Raw genomic sequence first — 19,155 nt, forward strand, 5'->3', positions numbered from 1 at the left:
CGTTAGCGTCGCGTCACGAGCACACCACGCACCGTGCGTGGCGTCAATGGCCGCTGACGCCATGGGGGCCGGCCGGCGCGAGGCCCGGGTGGGCGGTGGGCTCGCGCCGGCCGGAGTCCGCCGCTTGCCGGTACCCCCTACCTCGGCGGACGTCTGTGTTCGGCTGCTTGTGACGGTGGTGGTCAGGGAAGGACGTCGAAGGTCCAGGTCTTGGCGCCGGAGCTGATGGTGGCGCCGGTGGAGGCGAGCTTCGCGGTGACTTCGAAGGTGACGGTGTAGGTGCCGGCGGCGTCGAAGCCCCAGTTGACGTGGGCGTGGGTGTTGCGGTTGACGTTGAGGCTGTCGGGCAGACCGTTGCCGCTGTCGAACAGCACCGTCGGGGTGCCGCCGGAGACGGTGTAGACGCTGAATCCGGCCGGCCCGGTGACGTTGGTCAGCTTGAAGGTGACCCGGTTGTTCTGGAGCACACCACTGGGCACCTCGGTGGTGTTCCAGCCGGCCCAGAGCAGCCCGGCGGTGCTGGCCTGGGGCAGCACCCAGGCCTGGCCGCCGGTGCCGAGGAACGACCAGGCACTGCCGCCGGGCACGGTGAGCTTGGCGGTGTTGGGAACGCGCAGGACGACGTCGGCGGGGTTGCGCTCCACCGACGGACTGACGGTGTCGTCGAGCAGGTTGACGGTCAGTGCGCCGCCGGCGTAGTCGACGTCGATGACGTCGACGTGGCCGCTGGAGAGCACGATCGGCGCCGCGGCCGCGGGGGTGGCGGTGCCGGCGAGCAGCGCGGCGGTCAGGACGAGGCCGGCGAGGAAACGGCTGCGGGTACGCATGGTGCTCACGCCCTGACCACGACGCGCAGGGTGGCCGGTTCGCTGGTGACCTGCTCGCCGGTGGCGGCGAGGGTGCCGGTGGCCCGGAAGGTGACGCAGTAGGTGCCGGCGCGGTCGAAGGCCCAGTTGGCGTGCAGGTGGTCGCCGGCGGTCAGGGCGATGGTGTCGGGCAGGCCGTCGCCGCTGTCGGCGAGGATGGTGGGCTGCCCGACGGCGTTCTCGGTGTAGATGGCGAGCTGCCCGGGCCCGCTGACCGACTGCACGCTGAGGGTGAGCGCGTCGGCGGTGAAGGTACCGGGCTCGACCTCTTCGGCGGCGATGCCGGGCCAGACGAGGTCGGTGTTCTGGATCTCGGGCAGGATCCACACCTTCGACACCCCGGGAGTGCCGAGGAAGCCGAAGGCGGGGTCGTTCGGGACGGTGACCTTGGCCTGCCGCTTGACGACGATCTTGACGTCGTCGGCGGCGTACTCGACGTCGTTGTCCTCGTCGTGGACGCCGAGCTCCAGCTCGCCGGCCTCGTACGCGATGTCGACCAGGTCGAGGTGCCCGGAGTTGAAGGTCACCACGGCGGCCTGCGCCGGCGGCGCTGCCGCGAGCAGCGCCGCGGTCACCGCCCCGGAGGCGAGCAGCAGGCGGATGGGCTTACGCACGAAGGAACTCCTTCCGCGCGGTCCCCAATGGACCACGTTATCGAAAACGATAGTCGTTTTGCTTAGCGTGGGGAAGGCTGCTCGACCGGACGCTTCCACCGCCGGGTCAGCACGCCGTGTCGGGGCGCGATCAGCCAGGCGGCGAGGAAGGCGGCGGTGGCGACCAGGACGATGGTGCCGCCGACCGGGGTGTCGTAGCTCCAGGACAGGTACAGCCCGACGAGCGCCGACGTGCCGCCGATCACCGGGGCGAGCAGCATCATCACGCCGAGCCGGTCGGTGAGCAGGCGGGCCGCCGCGGCGGGGGTGATCAGCAGGGCCAGGACGAGGATGTTGCCGATGGTCTGCAACGAGATCACGACGGCGAGGGTGACCAGGACGTAGAGCGCGATGTCGAGCCAGAAGACCGGCAGCCCCATCGCACGGGACATCTCGCGGTCGAGGCAGACCGCGACGAACTCCTTGTGCAATGCCAACACCAAGCCGAGGATGACCAGGCCGGTGCCGCCGACGACGTAGAGGTCCCGGTCCGGGATCCCGGTGATCGAGCCGAACAGGAACTGCTGCAGCGAACCGGCGTAGCCGGGCGCCTGCGAGATGATCACGATGCCGAGAGCGAACGCGGCGACCAGGAAGACACCAATCAGCGAGTCCTCCTTGACGCGCCGGTTCTGCGAGAAGATCGCGATCAGCAGCGCGGTGGCGATACCGGCGACGGCACCGCCGAGGACCAGGCTGCCCTGCAGGACGAAGGCGACCGCGATGCCCGGGAAGACCGCGTGGGCCACGGCGTCTCCGATGAAGGCCATCCCCCGGAGGACGACGTAGCAGCCGACGACGCCGCAGACGATGCTGGACATGACCGCGATCGCCAGCGCCTTGGGCAGGAACGCGAGGTCGGGGTTGAGCAGGTCGGTGAGGAACTTGGTGATCGACATCAGGCCGCCCTCACGAGCTTCAGCAGCGCAGACGTCGCGCTGACGCCGAAGGTCTGCGTCCACAGGTCGGCGTCCTGCAGGTCCGCCGGGCGGCCGTCGGCGATGATCCGGCCGTTGAGCAGGACCAGCCGGGTACAGGAGTCCACCGCGGCTACCAGGTCGTGGGTGGTCATCAGCACCGCGCGGTCCTCCTGGGCCAGGCTGGTGAACAGGTCGCCCAGCAGTTCCTGGGTGGGCATGTCGAGCCCGGTGAACGGCTCGTCGAGCAGCAGGATGCTCGGCGCGAGCGCGAGTGCCCGCGCGACCAGGACGCGTTGGCGTTGGCCACCGGACAGCTCGCCGACCGGCCGGCGGCGCAGTCCGGTCAGCTGTACCCGGTCCAGCGCGTCGCCGACCGCCCGCCAGTCGGCCACGCCCGGGCGGCGGAGCAGGCCCATCCGGCCGGTGCGGCCGGACATCACGGCCTGCTCGACGGAGATCGGGAAGTCCCAGCTGAACTCGTGACGCTGGGGGACGTAGCCGATCCCGGACCGTCCGGGTCGCGTCGGCCTGCCCTCCACCAGCACCCGGCCGCCGCGGCTGCGGATCAGCGCCAGGATGGCGCGCAGCAGGGTGGTCTTGCCGGCGCCGTTCGGGCCCAGCAGCCCGACCAGCTCGCCGCGATCGAGGTGCAGCCGTACGTCCCGCAGGACCGGCCGGCCACCGAGATCCACGTCCAGCCCGTCGATCTCCAGTGCTCTCACCGCTGGCCCCCGGACGACGCGATGACGCGTTCCTGCTCGGCCCGCCGTCTGGCGCCGCGCCCACGCAGCAGGAGGACGACCAGGCCGAGAGCGAGCACGACGGCCGTCCCGGCCAGCGCCGTGATCAGCAGCGTCCGGGAACCGTCGGCCCGATCGTCGGCTCCGGCCGGAGCCTCGCCGGGCGGCTCCTGGCCAGCCGGTACGGGGATGTCCGCCGTCGCGGCGAAGGCCTCGTCGGCGCTGGTGGCGTCCCCCACCGCGAAGCGCAGCGTACGGGTCGCCGACACCTTCTCCCCGTTGACCAGGTCGGCCGACACCTGTACCGCGACGAGGTAGACACCCGATGCGGAGAAGACCCAGTTCGCGTGGGTGTGGGTGTTGACCTCGACCCAGAAGGGCTGCGCCTTCGACTCGGCCGACCGCCACAGCGGCTGCGGTGCGGAGAAGTTGCCCGACTGGAGGTAGGTCGTGAGCGTCCCCGGACCACGCACCCCGAGCAGGGTCAGGGTGACGCCCCGGTCGATGGTCCGCATCACCCGGGGATCCTGGGTGTTCCAGCCCAGCCAGACCACATCCTGGTCCTGAACCTGCGGCACCACGTACACCCGCTTGCCGGCCTCGATGCCGAGGAAGGCGTACGCCGGGTCGTCCGGAACGGTCTGCAGCGCGGCGTCGGACACCCGCAGCAGCGTGTCGTCGGGATCACGCCACACCGGTTGCGCCTGCGTACCGTCGTGGATCAGCAGCGTCCACCGGTCGTCGACGTATCGGGGACCGAGGTCGACGTGCCCGGTGGTGAGCGTCGTCCGTCCGGTGGCGAGGGGCTGGTCGGCCGCGATCGACTGGCTGAGATTCGGCGTCGGCTCCGCCGCCCGCGCCGGGGCCTGTGCCGTCGCCAGCACGAGCAACGTCGCGAGGGCGCCTCGCAGGATGACTGTGGTCGCGCGGCTGCGGCGGTGCGCCCGTCCTGCCGTCACTGGTTCCTCCATCACTTCTCCGTGGTCAGGCAGTCGCGCAGCGATTCGGCGTTGAACCGCATCATCTCCGCGTAGGTGGTGACGTCGCGGTCGAACGCGTCGCCGTAGATCGGGCACACCCGAAGGTCCTCTTCCCGCGCCACCTCGGTCAGCGTGGCGGACCGGGCCGCCAGGTTCGGCTCCAGGAACACGGCGGGAATCCGCAGGTTGCGGATCGTCTCGGTGAGCCGGCGGCGGTCGGCGAGACTCGGCTCGACAGCCGGGTTGGGGGTGACGAAACCGGAGATCTGCACCCCGTACGCCTGGCCCAGGTAGCCGAACGCGTCGTGTGTGGTGACGAGGTGGCGCCGCGAGGGTGGGATCTGCGCGATGGTGTCCCGGACGTACGAGTCGAGCTCTTCCAGCTGCCGGATGTAGGCCGAGGCGTTCGCCCGGTATTCGGCGGCGCCCTCGGGGTCCACCCCGATCAGGGTGTCCCGGATCAGTTGCACGTAGGAGATGGCGTTGTGGACGTTCTGCCACAGGTGCGGGTCGATCTCGCCGTGCACGTGCTTGCCGAGGACGGCCTGCGGCAGCTGGTAGACCTGGGTGCCGGGCCGGCCGAGGAACCGGAACCGCCGGTCGCCGGGCACCTCCAGCAGCGCCTTGTTCGGCACCTCGATGACGGTGCGCGCCGGGTCGTACACCCGTTGGGTCGCCTCGCCGCCACCCTCGGGGTCGGCGAGCAGGTAGAGCCGCCGCTGGTCGAGGTCGACGGTGACGTCGGCGTGCCCGGCGTTCAGTACGGGCGCGCCGGTCAGGCCCGGCACCGAGTGCGGGTCCACCCCGACGGCGAAGGTGAACACCTGCTCGCCCATGGGGACGGGTGCCGTCTGCGGGTCGACGGCCAGCCGTGCCCGCATGGTCAGCCGGTAGATTCCCGGCTCGGTGAACGCCCAGCTCATGTGGGTGTGCGCGTCCGGTGGGAGCGTCGCGGTGTCGTCCCGGTAGCCGTTGGCGGGGTCGAACCCGTCGCCGGAGTCGACGTAGAACGACGGGTTGCCGAACGACTCGGTCAGGTACGCGTACATCCGACCCGGCCCGTCCGCGCCGGTCGCGCTGAGGAACACCTCCGAGGACCGGTTCGCGCCCTGCGCCGCACCGGTGCCGCGCACCCGCATGCCCAGCCAGATCGTGTCCAGCGACACGTCCTCGACCAGCGGGATGATCTCCGCCGCGTACTTCACCGCCCCCTCGGCCAGCGAGATGTTCGGTACGCCGTCACGCAGGTTGGCGTCCAGCGCCTTGATGACGGCCTGCTCCTCGAGGAGCAGGTAGTTGCTGAACGCCACGTCGGCGTAGACGACGTCGCGGATGTCCCGCAGCGACGGCTCGTAGCTGTGCGGATCGGCCCCGTCCGGCACCATCGAGGTGACGGTCACCCGGTCGCCGCCCACGTTGCGGGCCAGATCCCGCAGGATCCCGGTGGTCGTCAGGACCTGGACCCGCTCGTCGTGCGAACTCAACGCCACCTCCGACCGGCAGCCGCCGGCGAGCAACGCGGCCAGCAGCGGCAGCACGACCAGCCGCCGCGGGCCGACCCGGTGGATAGCCGTTCTTGGCACCGCCGTCACCCGGTCCGGAGGGCGGCGCGGCGGCGGGCCAGCAGCAACAGCAGGGCACCGACCGCTACCAGGACGACGCCGAGCGCTGCCGCCGTCAGCACCCAGCCGGCGCCCGTGCGCGGCAGCGGCCCGTCCCGGCGCCCGTCGCCGCCGTCGCCGTCGCCGGCACCGCCGCCGGGGCCGAAGCCGGCGTTCGGATCCGCGCTGTCGCCGACGGCGATGGTGAGCGTCTTCGTGTCGGTGACCGCCTTGCCGGCGGTGGTGGTGCCGCTCATCTGCACCGCGAGGCGGTACAGACCGGGCTTGCTGAACGCCCAGTTGCCGTGCGTGTGGGTGTTGAGCGGGATGTCCAGCTTCTGCGGGAACGGCTTGGCGGAGTCGAACAGCACGTCGGCCTTGCCGAACGAGCCGGTCAGGAAGAGGGCGAACCGGCCAGGCCCGTTGACCCCCTTCAGCGTCCACGTGACGCTGCCCTTGACGCCCGACACGACGGACGCGTGCTGGGTGTTCCAGCCCGGCCAGACAAGACCCGCCTGCTGGGTCTGCGGCAGCACCCACACGGTGTCGCCCGGCTTGCCGAGGAAGTCCGCCCCGGCGGGCACCGTGATCTTCGCCTTGTCCTTCGCGTGCAGGACCACGTCGGCGGTCTCCCGCCAGACCGGAGGGCTGGTCCGGTCGTCCTTGATCCGAATCGTCCAGCTGTCCCCGGACAGGTTCGGGCCCATGTCGACGTGCCCGTCACTGATCACCTGACGAGCACCGGCAGCGACTTTCGCCGCCTCCGGCGCGGCAGCGGGCTTCGGCGCGGCAGCCGGTGCGGCGAGTGCCTCGGCGCGCGGTCGCGCCGCCTGCGCCTGCGGAGCGGGCAACGCCGGCTCCGCAGGCCGGATCGCCGGAACGCGGACCCGGTACGTCGCCTCGGCGCGCACCGTCCCACCCGAGCGCAGGGCGGCCGAGCCGGTCAGGGTGAGCCGGTACTCGCCGGCCGTGTCGAAGGCCCAGACCACGCCACCGGTACGCGTGCCCGCCGGCAGCTGCGTCGACCGCCGTACGCCGGCACCGCTGCCGAACAGCGGGGTCGCCGCGCCGAGACCGGACAGGGTGTACGCGGTGAACGTCCCCGGCCCCTCGACCGAGCCCAGCGTCAGGGTCACCCGGTCGTCGGCGACGACGCCGGGGCGTACCCCGGTGGTGTCCAGGGCCGGGAACCCGGTGTCACCGGCGGAGAGTGCCCACACGCCGTGGCCCGGCTTCCCGAGGAAGGCCAAGGCCTGGCCGGCCGGGACCCGACCGGCGAGGCCGCCGTCCGGGCCGAGCACCACCTCGCCCGGGTCGCGCCCGGCCGCACCGTCGGCCGCCTGCGCGGCGTCCCGGAAGCGCAGCGACATCGTGTCACCGTCGAGCGCGACGGAGACCAGGTCGGCGCCGGCCGAGGCGACGGCGGCCGGTTCCGCGGCGGCCGGCGTTGCCGCGGGGGCCAGTGCCAGCACGACGGCGGCAAGGCTCGCGGCGCCGGCGCGCATGCTTCTCATCCTCATTGGTCGCTCCCCAGGCGTAGCCGAGTCACTTCTCGTCCTTCCCCGTGTGGTCGATGGTGGGATGCCGGTTGTCGTGGCCCGGACCGGGACGTTCGACGTCCGGCATCGGACGGTCGTCGGGTGCTGATCCGCCGTCACCGGCGGCCACTGGGGCGTCCTGGCCGTCCGGTGCCCGGCCGGCCTGCGCGCGGCCTTCCTCCCGGCCGGCCTGCGCGCGGCCTTCCTCCCGGCCGGCCTGCGCGCGGCCCTCCTCCCGGGCGGCGGCCACCGCTCGCGCGAGCTGCTCCGCCCGGCGGCGCCGGGCCGCGATCAGTGCCCAGCCGGCGAGGATGAGCAGGGCGAGCAGGGCCAGCTGCGGCCAGGGCACCGCCCAGACGGCGGCCCGCGCCGAGCCCGCCCGCGGTGGCGGGTCGAGGACCTGGTCCCCCACGGCTGCCGGCGTGACGGTCGCGTTCGCGGTCAGCCGGAACAGCGGCGGAACACCCGACATGCGTACGGTGGTGGTCAGCTCGCCGCCGGGCAGGATCTCCGGCAGGGCGGTACCGTCCACGGACCGCCGGGCCAGGCCGAACGGTCCGGACACGCCGAGCACGGGCTGCCCGGCGAGCCGTACGTTGCCGGTGTTGCGGACGGTGAACGTGGCGGTGACCGTGCCCCCGGCCAGCGGGTTGACCGGGCCGGTGTGCCGCACTCGCAGGTCTTCGACGGTCAGCGTCGGCCGCAGCTCACCGGTGACCCGCAGGTAGATGCGGGCGCCGACCCGGTGGTCGACGGCGACCTGGTTACCCTGCGCGTCGACGGCTGTGCCGGCCAGCGAGGCGACGATCCCTCCGGCGTGATCACCGGGCGTGGCGTTGGGCGGGACGGCGAGCGTGAACGGTACGTCCAGCCGGGACGTCGACGGGATGGTCAGGGTTCGGCTCGGCAGGCGGACCCAGGAGCCCACGTCGGTGGGCTTCCGGTCGGCGGCCAGCAGATCGAACCCGCCCTGCGTGGTGGTGACCGCGTCGCTGGCGTAGAGGTTCAGGGTGAGCGGGCGGTTGGAGTGGTTCGTGACGCCGACGTAGTCGGTCAGGGTGGCGCCCGGGTCGAGCTTGTAGCTGAACGCCGGCCGGCCGTTCGGCCCGCGCGCGCTCGACGGTGCCACGCCCCAGGTCGCGGCGGCGGGCGGCGGTGCCGGCGACGGCGACGTCCCTTGCGTTGCCGGCGGGCTGGCGGGGGCGGGTGCGGCCAGCGCGGAGGCAGGTGGTGCGGGGACCACGCCGAGCAGGGCGATCCCAGCGGCGATAAAGGCGAGCAGGCGCATTGCGGGACGGTGTCCGTTCCTGGAGTACGGGGCATGGTGCGGGGTGGGCGGTCGCGGCAACGACCCGCCCACCCCGCAGTCGTCCGGCGGCACGGCCAGTGCCCGGCCACCGGGCGGGATGGGTGATCAGATGGCGGTGAGGGTCAGGGTCCCGGTGTAGGTCCCCGCCGCCGTCTCGGTGGGCAGGCTCAGCCGCAGGCCCGCGCCCAGCTGCGCGGTACCCCGTCCGGCGCCGTCCGGTGCCGAGCCCAGCACCGCGCTGGTGCCGAGACCGCCGCCGACTCCGACGACGTACGGTGCCACCTCCGGACCGGCGACCACGCCCTGTCCGGCGCCCTGGGTCAGGACCCGCGGGGTCCAGCCGAGGTAGCCGGCGCTGAACGTGGCCCCGTCCGGCCCGGCGAAGTCCGCCGGGATCTGCCCGGACGCGCTCCACCCCGGTTGACCGGCGCGGGTGTCGGTCACCGTGACCGGGCGGAGGTCGCCGGTGCTCTCCCACCGGTCACCGGCGGCGTTGAGCTGTGCGGGCGGCAGCACCACGGCCCGGTCGTCCGGGTTGACGCTGATCACCAGCGAGCCCTGCGTCTCGTCGATCGACGCGGTGATCGTCTGCGAGGCGCCCGGCTCCTGTGGCGGGAACGCCACCCACAGGGTCACCGGCTCGCTGGTCGCGACGACCGCGTGGTCGTCGTCGTAGAGCTTGGCCACGTACTCGCAGGCGTTCAGCTCCCGGGTCGCGGTGAACGAGTAGCTCGCGCCCCCCTCACCCGGGATGATGCTCCAGTCGGCCGCGCCCGGGCACCTGCTGAACCAGTGGTAGTGGTCCAGTTCGGTCTGCGGCGTCTGCGCCGCGGTGAGCGTGACCGTGTCGTTGGGCTGGTACTCGTCGGCCATCCCGCTGATCGCCAGGCTGACCTCCGGGCCGCCGCCGGTCAGCTCGCCGACGACGAACGAGTAGTCGACCGGCCCGGTGCTGAGCGTGGTGCCGTTGCTCAGCGTCGCGTCGGCCTGGAACTTCAAGGTGTAGTTGCCCAGCGCGCTGAACGCCCAGTTCGAATGCGCGTGGGTGTGCACCGGGACGTCGATCGCGTCCGGGAGTCCGTCCTCGCTGCGGAACTTGATGATCGGGCCACCGAACGAGTCCTGCGTGAACAGGGTGACGTTGCCAGGGCCCTCAACGCCGACCAGGCTCAGCCGAACCTTGTTCCCTGCGAACACCCCCGAGTTGAGCTCGGTGGTGTTCCAGCCCGGCCAGAGCAGGTCCGGGTCCTGCGTCATCGGCAGCAGCCAGATCTGCGAACCGGCCGGTCCCAGGAACGCGAACCGCGGGTCGTCCGGGACCTCCATCGCCGCCCGCGGCAGCACCTGGAACGTGACGTCCGCCGGATCCCGGATGACCATCGGGCTACCCGTGTCGTCCCTCACCTTCAGGGACAGTTCGCCGTCGGTGTAGTGCACGTCGACCGCGTCGGTGTGCCCTTTGGACAGCACCACCTTCTCGGCCGCCGACGCGGCGGTGGGAGCCAGCACCGTGCCAGCGGCCACCACCGCCCCGGTGACCAGGGCCGCGAGACCGCGAGCCCTCAGTGTCGCCTTCATACCTCCCCTTTCCACGCCGCGCGCGTCTGCGCGCGGTGGTACCTGCGCCCCGGAGGCCTGCCGGTGGGCAACGCCTTCGCCGGGCGGGCGGCGGTCGGCGCGGAGCGGGTGGCCCGCGCCGAACCGGTGCCGGCAACCGTCACCAGGACGCCTTGCGGATGCCCGGCAACTCACCACGCAGCGCCATCTCCCGGAACCGGACCCGGGACAACCCGAAGCGGGTCAGCACACCGCGCGGGCGGCCGTCGATCACATCCCGGCTGCGCAGCCGCACCCGGCTCGAGTCGCGGGGCAGCCGGGCCAACTGGCGCACGGCGTCGTCGCGTACGGCCGGGTCGGTGTCCGGGTGGGCGATCAGCCGCTTCAGCTCCGCCCGGCGGTCGGCATGCCGGGCGACCAGGTCCTCCCGGCGGGCCTGCCGGTTTCCCAGGCTCTTGCGGGCCATCAGCGTGCCTCGCGGAACTCGACGTGCCGCCGCACGATCGGGTCGTACTTGCGCAGCACCAGGCGGTCCGGGTCGTTGCGGCGGTTCTTGCGGGTGACGTACGTGTAACCGGTGCCGGCGGTGCTGCGCAGCCGCACGATCGGACGGACGTCGGTCTGCCGGGCCATCAGAGCTTCACTCCCCGGGCGCGCAGCTCCGCGACGACCGCCTCGATGCCCTTGCGGTCCACCGTCTTCAGCGCCTTCGCGGTCAGGGTCAACCGCACCCAGCGGCGCTCCGACGGCAGCCAGTAGCGGTGGTTCTGCAGGTTCGGGTTCCACCGGCGACGGGTGCGCCGGTGCGAGTGGGACACGGCGTTGCCGAAGCTCGGCTTGGCGTCGGTGACGTCACAACGTCGGGACACGATTCACTCCTCAGGTTCAGCTAGACGCTAACGACAACGGTTTTCGTTTTTACATCGGCCGATCGGCCAGCCTTCACGCGGGGTCGCGCCGCCACGTCGACCGCACCGTGTCGCCGGGTCGGCACAGGCCGACCGTCGCGGCCCCCCGCTCGGGGACCCCGGCACGCCGCTCGCCGCCGGCCGCGTGCTTATAATGACAACCGTTTTCAACAAGTGTCGAGAGGATTGTGATGTCGACGTCCCCGCTCGCACCCGCCGAAACCGGGACCCCGGCGGCCGACGCCCGCCCGTCGTTGACCGTGCTCAGCGGCTTCTGGCCGGCCGCGACGTACGCCGTCGCCCGCACGCTGCTGGCGGCGGACCCCTCGCTGCTGCTGGTCCGGCACGATCTCACCGACCTGGCCGCCGGCACCGTGCACCGGATCGTGCGCGACGGTGCGGGCGTGCTCGAGGACGAGCGGATCACCCTGGCGCACGGCTGCGTCTCCTGCACGCTGCGCGAGGACGTGCTGCCCACCCTCGCCCGGCTCGCCCGCACCCAACCGGACCGCGACCTGCTGTTGATGCTGCCCGAGGTGGTCGAGCCCGAGGCGGTCGCCGCCGTCTGCGCGCACTGCCTCGTCGACGGGACGCCGCTGACCGACCTGGTCCGGGTCGACTCCTACCTGACCGTGGTCGACGCCGAGCACCTGCTCGACGGCCTGGCCAGCACCGACGACCTGAAAACCCTCGGCATCGCCGCCGCCGACAACGACGACCGGGCGCTCGCCGACGTCGTCGTCCGGCAGATCGAGTACGCCGACACCCTCGTGCTGTGGGGCCAGTCCCGGGAGGGCGCGTACGACACCAGCCGCCTGTCGGTGCTGCTCGACCGGATGGCGCCGTGGGCGACGCAGGTCCGCGTCGACGGTGACCTCGTCGACGCCGGCGCGCTGACCCGGCAGCTGCGCGGAACGCTCCGGCACCGCCCCGAGACCCCCGGCGTCCTGACCCGGGGCTTGGAGGGCCACGTCCTCGGCGTGCACGAGCCGTACCCCGACTGCGGCGTCGTCTCGGTGGTCTTCCGCGCCCGACGACCGTTCCATCCCCGCCGGCTGCACGACGTCCTCGAGGACGTCAACGCCGAGGTCGTCCGCTCCCGGGGGCACCTGTGGCTCGCGAGCCAACCCGACCTGGTCATCGCCTGGGACTTCGCCGGCGGCGGCCTCGCCCTCGGCTCCCTGGGCCGCTGGCTGACCGGCCTGCCCGACCCGTACTGGGACGAGGTGTCCGACCACCGGCGGCTCGCCGCCGCCCTCGACTGGGACCCGTACTACGGGGACCGACACCAGCACCTGGTCTTCGTCGGCCTGGACCTCGATCCCGCCGGCCTGCACCGCACCCTCACCGGCTGCCTGCTCACCGACGCCGAACTCGCCGACGGCGAGGACACCTGGCGCCGCTACGACGACCCGTTCGCCGGCTGCTTCCCGCTCGCCGGCCCCGACCCCACCGAAGGAGAGCCCGCATGAAGTCCGGAGTCCACCCCGAGTACCGGCCCGTCGTCTACCGCGACCGCGCCGCCGACTTCGCCTTCCTCACCCGCTCCACCGCCACCAGCGACCAGACCATCGAGTGGACCGACGGCAACACCTACCCCGTCATCGACGTCCAGATCTCCTCCGCCAGCCACCCCTTCTGGACCGGCAGGCAGCGCCTGCTCGACACCGAGGGCCGGGTGGAGAAGTTCCGCGCCAAGTACGCCCGCCGCGGACCGCGGCAGACACGATGACCGAGGCACGCATGCGCCGCAGCCGCCCATGATCTCGCGGGGCCGGGCATCAGTCGTGGTGCGAGGAGTCCAGGGCTGCGCCAGCAGTCTCCGGCTCGTCGCGGCGCTCGTGGTCAGGCCCGGGTGCCCCGGCGATGGCGGTGAATGCCGATGCGGACACGTCGGCGACCAGATGGACGTGATCGGCGCCGAACGTCGACGGCTCCCGCAGCCCGAGCACCAGGCAGAAGTTCCGCTTCCCGTACGTCTTCCGCAGCCGTCTCCAGTTGGCCAGCAGGTAGCGCGCGGCACCGAGATTGTCCAGCGCGGTCTGGCCGGCGAGGATGAACACGGGCGCCGCCGATGCGGCCGGGCGCACCCGGGCGAGCAGCGCGAACTGCTCTTCGCCGGGACGGCGGCGAAACGCGCGTCCGCCAACCACGAACGGCAGCGACGAGTCGGGCTCGGCTGCGGTGAACCGTACGCCGGGCAGCGCGATGCGCACGTGGGCCGCGGTGCGCGGATTCGCCGACGGGCCGCCGACGCAGTACTCGGTGACCCGGCCGGCCTCCCTGCGTCCCTCCTCGCTTGTGACGAGGGCGGGCAGCCCACCGGACTCGCGGATGGTCGTCGCCAGCTCCACCAGCGTGGCAACGTCGTTGCGGTGCACGCTCTGCGGGCGCTGCGACGAGAAATGCTTCGCCACGAAGAGCATCACCTGGGCACCGGGATTGACACCGAAGAACGACCGCTTACGCAGAATCCGCCGGTAGCGGACGACGTACTGGCTGGTCCAGCCGGCAGCGGCGGCAATGGCACTGGCGAGAAGGTTGATCACCACATCACGCACGGGTGCCCCTTCGGCGAGACTCGGCCTGGCTGTGAATGTCCAAGAGGGACAGCGCGAACCAGGTCTTGAGGGTGCGCGGCGCCGAAACGCCCCATCCACGGCCAGAGCTCCGACGATTGTAGCCAGGCCGGGTCCCCGGTCGTCTCGCCGGTGCTGGTTCTGGGCACCGCTGCCGCGTTCGACGTGACGACGGCCCCCATCGCAACCGGTCGATCTCGCTCATTCGGGGAGTGGCGGGCGCGAAACGCTGGCGCATATGGTCGGCTCGCACGGCGGCCTTCGCCAGACCAGGACGGGGCGGGGACATGGATCAAGGCACCCGGGACGACGTGATTGGCCGCCTGGCTGAGGCAGTTGGGTCCGTCGCAGTCGCCCATCCGACGCGGGTTGCCATCGACGGACCGCCCGCCGCAGGCAAGACCACGCTCGCCGACGAACTGGCCGTTGTTCTGCGGGAACAGGGCCGCGACGTCATCCGCGCGACGATCGACGATTTCCTCTTCCCCCGGGCGCAACGCTATCCGCGCGGCGAGTACTCGGCTGAAGGCTGCTACTTCGACACCCACGACTGCCACGCGCTGAACCGAGTTCTGCTCGATCCGCTCGGCCCGGGCGGAGATCGACGCTTCCAGTACGCGGTCTACGACCGCACCGCGGATACCGCGCTGTCCCCGCCGGTCATGACTGCGCCGTCCGACGCGGTGCTGGTCTTCGACGGCGTCTTCCTCATGCGCCCGGAACTGATTGATCGGTGGGACCTGCGCATCTTCGTGTCGACCGCGTTCGAGAAGACCGTGCATCGTGCGGTGATCCGAGAGCGCCAGGTGTCATCTCGGGCCCAGGTCGAACGGCGCTGGCGGGAGCGTTACATCCCCTCCCAACAGCTCTACCTCGCTACGGTCCGCCCGACCGATCACGTCGACATCATCGTGCACAACGACGAGCCCCAGCAGCCGGTCTGTGAGACCCCCCACGGTTGACCTCAACCGCACTTCAACTCCTACCGTCCCCTGCATGAGCGAACTCGACGAGGCTTACCAGCGGGTACGGCATTCCGGTCCGGAACGGGACGGGTGGTTGTCCAACCACGCGCCCATGGCGGTCGAGGCACTGGCCCGACACGGCCACGGTGAGGCCGTGCACCGATGGTTGGACGGGTACGCCGACCGGTTGGAGGATCGACCGCGGGGAATCGCGCCCATCGCCGTCGACGAGTGGCGGGATCCGCTCGGCGACCCGGTGCGTACCGGTGACTGGCTCGACTACTTCGAGCGCGAACTGGCCGATGAGCCCTGGCGGCAGGTGCTCGCCCGATGGTGGCCCCGCCTGCTGCCCGGCATCGCCGCCGGCGCCACCCACGGCGTGATCCGGGTCGGCCACGCGGTGCGCGCACTGCTGGACCAGGAGACCGCGCCGCGCGTCACCGAACTCGGCCAAGGGCTGGCCTACTGGGCAGCCCGCTGGCAGCCCCTCGCATCGCCCGGTGCCGGGCCGTACCTGGCCACTGATCCACGGGCCGCGCTCGACGCGGTGCCGCGCGTACCCGACCAGCGCCACGGCATCCGGGCCCGCCTCGCCCAACTCGCCGACCTTCCCCGCTGGGCGGCGGTGGCCGGCGCGGTGCCGGGCGGCGGCGAGACGGCCGTCGATGGGGACGCCGTGTCGGCCCGCCTGGCGGGCATCGTGCACGCGGCGGTCGTCCGGCACGGCACCCACGGGTACGCCAGTCCGGTCATGCTGGTGCACGCCGCCACCGCACCGAACGCGGTCCTGCGCACGCTACCCGCCTTGCCCGGGGCCCTCTGGGCGGCCAGCCTCGCCGCCGCTTGGGCCGCCACGGCGGCCGTCACCGCCGCGTACGCCCCGGCGACCGGACGTTCCGCCCCGCCGGCCGTACCCGACCTGGATCCCGTCGAGGTCATGCGGCTCGCGGTGGACTCGGCCGGCCCGCACGCCATCAAGTTCGCCGACGCCGCGCTCGACGCGTACGCCATCACCGGCGACGCCGCCCTCCTCGCCGCCTCGGTGCACGCGACCGAACAGACCGGACGATGGTGAGGACCTGCCCACGCCGCATGATGCGCGAGCCGATCGTCCGGTCCGGCTTGCCCGAGCCGGAATGTTGATTACGGCGAGGTCGGAGGCTTGGCCTTCTGCGGGTAGATCGTCTCGTGACGGGCCAGCATGGCGACGAACTCGCCGATCTTCCGCTCGCGGGTCTGCGCCCGTTTGACGGCATTGAGGCGGTAAATGAGGGCGAACCGGTTGGTCCTGGTGAGTACGTCGAACATGGCCTGGGCGGCGGGCTCGGCGGCGATGGCGGCGAGGAGGTCGGCCGGCACCTCGGCTTCCGACGGCGGGGCGTAGGCGCTCGCCCACCGCCCGTCCGCCTTCGCGGCTTCCACCGCGGCGCGGCCCGGGGGCATCATTCGCCCCTGCGCCTCCAGCCGGGCCACGTGGGCGACATTTCGTTGTGACCAGGAACTGCGGGGCCTGCGCGGGGTGAACCGGATCCAGGAGGTCTCCTGATCCCGTTTGCGGGCCTGCCCGTCGATCCAGCCGAAGCACAGTGCCTCGTCGACCGCCTGCTGCCAGGTCAAGGTGGTGGCGGTGCCGCCCTTCCTGGTCAGAGCGAGCCAGACGCCGGGCGATGTGGCGTGGTTGGCCGACAACCACGCGCGCAGCGCCTCGGCGTCCGCGACGATCAACTCATCCAGTTCGGCGCTCGCCATGACGGCAGGCTAACCCGACTCGACGGGCTGCCGGCACGCCGGGCGACGGGCGGGATCCGGTCCAAGGACACCGCGGCCGGCGGCGGACGCGTGACCCGGGCTACCGCTCGTCGAGCAGGTCGCGCAGCTCACGCAACGCTTCGCGGAGCCGGTCGGCAAAGGTGTACATCATGTCGGCGACCGGGCGCGGGGTGCTGAGGTACAGGTTGAATCGGTCCGGCAGCAGCACGTACGCGATCCCGATGCAGCGACTGCTGGTGGCGCCGAACCCGAAGTAGCGGATGCTGGTCGACGGCGCCGAGCTGGTGCTCAGGTAGTCGTCGCGCATCGTGAGCCACCCCGGCGTCTCGTACAGCCGGGGCGACTCGGGCACGCCGAGCACCGCGCCACGCCGCTTCTGGATCAGCTGCAGCTCCCACAGGTGCTGCTCCGGTGCCGCACCGGCCTGGCACTGCTTCGCCCGTTCGACATGCTTGTCGGCCGCGGCCCGCAACGCCGCCCGCCGCTCGTCGGGTGACGCGGCGGGGTCGTCCATCGTGGCTGCGAACCGCAGCACCTCGGGCGTGACGACGCGCATCGCCTCGGTCCGCCCCCGCAGGTACTGGCGGGTGGCGATGGACTCGTACGTGGCGCCGATGAAGCCCTTGGCCCGCTTGTGCGCGAGCTGGTAAGCCATCTGCACGAACGCGTCCGGCGACATCCGCAGCCGCTTGACCTCGTCCACCCCGAACTCGTCGAAGGACAGGGTCACGGTGGCGGTGTCCGCGCCGTACTGGGCGAACGAGCGTGCCGCGGCGGCGATGTCGGCCCGCAGCGCGTCGTCGAGCACGAACGTGACCGGCTCGATCGCCGGCACCCCCTGCGCCGCCGCACCCGACTGCGCGGCGTGCTCCTCGGGCGACGCGGCGAGCATCGTATCGACGAAGCTGAGGATGGTGGTGCCGTCCAGCCCGCAGTGCTCGACGTTGATGCCGGCCGTGCCGTCGGCGAAGACGATGAGCGACACCGCCTTGTCGAACCACCGGTTGCCGCTGTCGCCGTGCAGCAACTGGTCGCAGGCCGCCAGGTCGTCGGCCGGCGTCAGGTCCTCCAGGCACACGCAGAACAGCGCCGTCTCGATGGTGTCCAGCGCCGCGGCGTTACCGGGATCCAGTGCCGCCAGCCGGTCCCTGGCCGCCGCCCACTCGGCCCGGGCCATGGTGGTGAGATGGCCGGCCGCGGTGGCCGTCGCGGCCCGCGCGGCACCGACCTTCCGCACCTCACGCAGGCCGGCCACCAGGTCGTCGAGGGAGTACGGGCGCCCGTCCGGACCGATCACGTCCATCCGGTACGCGTTGCCGCGCTGGAACACCACGATGTGCCGCGCCGTCGACGGGCCCGGCATCTCCTCGCTGTACGGCGCTCGGACGGTGTCCTGCACCGGCCCGGGGATGCGGGTGGTCGAGAACAGGAACTTGTTCTGCTCCATCGACAACGGCCGCCCGCGCGTCACGATCGGCGGGATGCGCTCGTCGTCGAGCTGGGTCTTGTAGTTCACGGCGGCGGCGATGAGCCTCGCCGCGCGCTCCACCTGCGGCTCGGCGAACCCGCGCAACGGCGTGTCGCGGAACAGGAAGATGAAGTTGGCGTTCAACGCGATCCGGTCCCGGCGACCGAGATAGCGTGCCGGCCAGAACGCGTCCAACCAGCTGTGCGTGGCCGGGTCCGCGTTGTACCGCACCAGGTCGGCGTGCAGCTTCGGCCCCGGACCGTCGGCCCGCCCGAACTCCCGCACGGCGGCCTCGGTGTCGGCGAACTCTTCCTCCGTCAGCAGCGGCGCAGACCATTCGAGGAACCGGGCGCAGGTGTCCTCCAGTGCGGGCAACGGCACCCGCGGCAGCGCGTCCTCGTTTTTGAAAGTGCTCACTCGGTCTCCTGGGATTCGCTGCTCATCGGGCGGCCTTCTGGATCAGTGACTGGTCATCGTCGAAGGTCAACGGGTCGGGACTGCCGACGGGCCGGGAAACGTAGAGCTGAGCGTACAACCAGCCGTCGTTCTCCAGGCCCTCCGAATCGACGCCGGCGGCGGACATCGTCGCCAGCACCTGCCGCTGTTCCCGGTCGGATGCGAAACGGCGCTGCCGGAACGTCCGGTCCACCCGCACCGTGTCGTAACCGAGGGCCGCGAGGCTGTCGGCGATCGGTTCGAACGGGAACATCCGCAGCGCGAAATGCGCCATCCACGGCAGCCGGTCCCGGTGGGAGTCCACCACGCGCATGAGGGTCCTGCCGGTGACGTAGCCGAGGCATCCGGTGGAGATCACGAGGTCGGCACCGGCGAACAGGGCGCGCTGCCGTGCCGTGGGTTCGCGCGCCTCCAGGTCGGCCTGCACGGCGTCGTCGAGGAACCCGGCCGCCGACGCGTACCTCAGCGCCGGTCGGGACACGTCCAGCCCGACGAACCGGGCCGGGGACCGGTGCGCCCGGACCAGGTCACGATCGCGCTCCAGCAGCGCCTGCCGGGTGCACTCGGCGCCGGTGTAGCGGTCGTACAGGTCGTCCATGGTGGCGTCGCAGCGCAGCAGGGCCGCGTTGACGCCGTAGGAGCAGCCGACGTCGACGACGGTCGGGACGGCCACCTGCCGCGATTGGCGGTACTGCCCGATGATGTGCTGGAAATAGGGCTTGGCGAGTTGGGGAATGTAATAGTCGAGCTCACGCAGGGTGGTGAAATAGGCGCGGGGATCGGGTTGCGTGTAGATGCCGTCGAGGGAAACTTTTCCGGTCCGGTCGAAACGCACGGGGGCGGCT

At 71.9% G+C, this 19,155-nt stretch carries 20 protein-coding genes; 4 read left to right on the top strand and 16 right to left on the bottom strand.

All coding sequences use genetic code 11. From position 1 onward, the window contains the following. Positions 1 to 182: 182 nt before the first annotated feature. From ACN26Y_RS27730 to rpmB, 12 genes are all read right to left on the bottom strand, one after another. Complete coding sequence (locus ACN26Y_RS27730) at positions 183 to 836, bottom strand: choice-of-anchor M domain-containing protein (protein WP_155333089.1); 654 nt, start codon at positions 834 to 836, stop codon at positions 183 to 185. Next, complete coding sequence (locus ACN26Y_RS27735; protein WP_155333090.1) at positions 833 to 1,480, bottom strand: choice-of-anchor M domain-containing protein; 648 nt, start codon at positions 1,478 to 1,480, stop codon at positions 833 to 835. Before ACN26Y_RS27735 ends, ACN26Y_RS27730 begins: the two co-directional genes overlap by 4 nt. Positions 1,481 to 1,542: 62 nt before the next feature. After that, positions 1,543 to 2,418 (bottom strand): anchored repeat-type ABC transporter permease subunit, encoded by an 876-nt coding sequence (locus ACN26Y_RS27740; RefSeq protein WP_422733773.1) that lies wholly within the window; start codon positions 2,416 to 2,418, stop codon positions 1,543 to 1,545. Beyond that, positions 2,418 to 3,161, bottom strand: coding sequence for an anchored repeat-type ABC transporter ATP-binding subunit (locus ACN26Y_RS27745; protein ID WP_155333092.1), 744 nt, complete (start codon positions 3,159 to 3,161; stop codon positions 2,418 to 2,420). Before ACN26Y_RS27745 ends, ACN26Y_RS27740 begins: the two co-directional genes overlap by 1 nt. Continuing rightward, positions 3,158 to 4,150, bottom strand: coding sequence for a choice-of-anchor M domain-containing protein (locus ACN26Y_RS27750; RefSeq protein ID WP_422733774.1), 993 nt, complete (start codon positions 4,148 to 4,150; stop codon positions 3,158 to 3,160). Before ACN26Y_RS27750 ends, ACN26Y_RS27745 begins: the two co-directional genes overlap by 4 nt. After that, positions 4,150 to 5,751, bottom strand: a complete 1,602-nt coding sequence (locus ACN26Y_RS27755) for an anchored repeat ABC transporter, substrate-binding protein (protein WP_370463277.1) — start codon at positions 5,749 to 5,751, stop codon at positions 4,150 to 4,152. The genes ACN26Y_RS27750 and ACN26Y_RS27755 overlap by 1 nt, the downstream gene beginning before the upstream one ends. Then, entirely contained in the window at positions 5,748 to 7,280 is a 1,533-nt protein-coding gene (locus ACN26Y_RS27760) for a TIGR03773 family transporter-associated surface protein (RefSeq protein ID WP_155333094.1), read from the bottom strand. The genes ACN26Y_RS27755 and ACN26Y_RS27760 overlap by 4 nt, the downstream gene beginning before the upstream one ends. Before the next feature lie 25 nt (positions 7,281 to 7,305). Then, positions 7,306 to 8,586, bottom strand: coding sequence for a WxL protein peptidoglycan domain-containing protein (locus ACN26Y_RS27765; protein ID WP_422733775.1), 1,281 nt, complete (start codon positions 8,584 to 8,586; stop codon positions 7,306 to 7,308). A 126-nt stretch (positions 8,587 to 8,712) separates the two neighbouring features. After that, positions 8,713 to 10,185, bottom strand: a complete 1,473-nt coding sequence (locus ACN26Y_RS27770; RefSeq protein ID WP_422733776.1) for a choice-of-anchor M domain-containing protein — start codon at positions 10,183 to 10,185, stop codon at positions 8,713 to 8,715. A gap of 139 nt (positions 10,186 to 10,324) precedes the next feature. Continuing rightward, positions 10,325 to 10,630: a 30S ribosomal protein S14 gene (gene rpsN, locus ACN26Y_RS27775; protein WP_155333096.1), complete on the bottom strand. Its 306-nt coding sequence runs from the start codon at positions 10,628 to 10,630 to the stop codon at positions 10,325 to 10,327. Beyond that, positions 10,630 to 10,797 (bottom strand): 50S ribosomal protein L33, encoded by a 168-nt coding sequence (rpmG, locus tag ACN26Y_RS27780; RefSeq protein WP_095565727.1) that lies wholly within the window; start codon positions 10,795 to 10,797, stop codon positions 10,630 to 10,632. Before rpmG ends, rpsN begins: the two co-directional genes overlap by 1 nt. Then, on the bottom strand, positions 10,797 to 11,033 hold the full coding sequence (rpmB, locus tag ACN26Y_RS27785) for a 50S ribosomal protein L28 (protein WP_155333097.1): 237 nt from the start codon (positions 11,031 to 11,033) through the stop codon (positions 10,797 to 10,799). Before rpmB ends, rpmG begins: the two co-directional genes overlap by 1 nt. A gap of 230 nt (positions 11,034 to 11,263) precedes the next feature. Here rpmB and ACN26Y_RS27790 point away from each other — a divergent pair, with 230 nt between their 5' ends. Together ACN26Y_RS27790 and ACN26Y_RS27795 are read left to right on the top strand one after the other, a co-directional pair. Beyond that, on the top strand, positions 11,264 to 12,544 hold the full coding sequence (locus ACN26Y_RS27790) for a CobW family GTP-binding protein (RefSeq protein WP_422733777.1): 1,281 nt from the start codon (positions 11,264 to 11,266) through the stop codon (positions 12,542 to 12,544). Continuing rightward, positions 12,541 to 12,804: a type B 50S ribosomal protein L31 gene (locus tag ACN26Y_RS27795; RefSeq protein WP_155333099.1), complete on the top strand. Its 264-nt coding sequence runs from the start codon at positions 12,541 to 12,543 to the stop codon at positions 12,802 to 12,804. Before ACN26Y_RS27790 ends, ACN26Y_RS27795 begins: the two co-directional genes overlap by 4 nt. 49 nt (positions 12,805 to 12,853) lie before the next feature. Here ACN26Y_RS27795 and ACN26Y_RS27800 read toward each other — a convergent pair whose 3' ends face one another. Continuing rightward, positions 12,854 to 13,633 carry a hypothetical protein gene (locus tag ACN26Y_RS27800; RefSeq protein ID WP_155333100.1) on the bottom strand — a complete coding sequence of 260 codons (780 nt, stop codon included), beginning with the start codon at positions 13,631 to 13,633 and terminating at the stop codon, positions 12,854 to 12,856. 305 nt (positions 13,634 to 13,938) lie between these two features. Here ACN26Y_RS27800 and ACN26Y_RS27805 point away from each other — a divergent pair, with 305 nt between their 5' ends. After that, on the top strand, positions 13,939 to 14,613 hold the full coding sequence (locus ACN26Y_RS27805) for a cytidylate kinase family protein (protein ID WP_155333101.1): 675 nt from the start codon (positions 13,939 to 13,941) through the stop codon (positions 14,611 to 14,613). 34 nt (positions 14,614 to 14,647) lie between these two features. Further along, on the top strand, positions 14,648 to 15,691 hold the full coding sequence (locus ACN26Y_RS27810; protein ID WP_422733778.1) for a questin oxidase family protein: 1,044 nt from the start codon (positions 14,648 to 14,650) through the stop codon (positions 15,689 to 15,691). Positions 15,692 to 15,759: 68 nt separating this feature from the next. On the opposite strand, the gene ACN26Y_RS27815 is transcribed toward ACN26Y_RS27810, so the two are convergent. From ACN26Y_RS27815 to ACN26Y_RS27825, 3 genes are all read right to left on the bottom strand, one after another. Next, a complete protein-coding gene (locus ACN26Y_RS27815) occupies positions 15,760 to 16,365 on the bottom strand; it encodes a YdeI/OmpD-associated family protein (RefSeq protein WP_366600759.1) in 606 nt (201 codons plus the stop codon). A gap of 100 nt (positions 16,366 to 16,465) precedes the next feature. Then, positions 16,466 to 18,271 carry a choline/carnitine O-acyltransferase gene (locus ACN26Y_RS27820; RefSeq protein WP_422733779.1) on the bottom strand — a complete coding sequence of 602 codons (1,806 nt, stop codon included), beginning with the start codon at positions 18,269 to 18,271 and terminating at the stop codon, positions 16,466 to 16,468. Between the two features lie 22 nt (positions 18,272 to 18,293). Continuing rightward, positions 18,294 to 19,145 carry a class I SAM-dependent methyltransferase gene (locus tag ACN26Y_RS27825; RefSeq protein WP_155333105.1) on the bottom strand — a complete coding sequence of 284 codons (852 nt, stop codon included), beginning with the start codon at positions 19,143 to 19,145 and terminating at the stop codon, positions 18,294 to 18,296. Between the last annotated feature and the right edge of the window lie 10 nt (positions 19,146 to 19,155).

This window comes from Micromonospora sp. WMMD558 (assembly GCF_049315255.1).
GTDB lineage: Bacteria > Actinomycetota > Actinomycetes > Mycobacteriales > Micromonosporaceae > Micromonospora.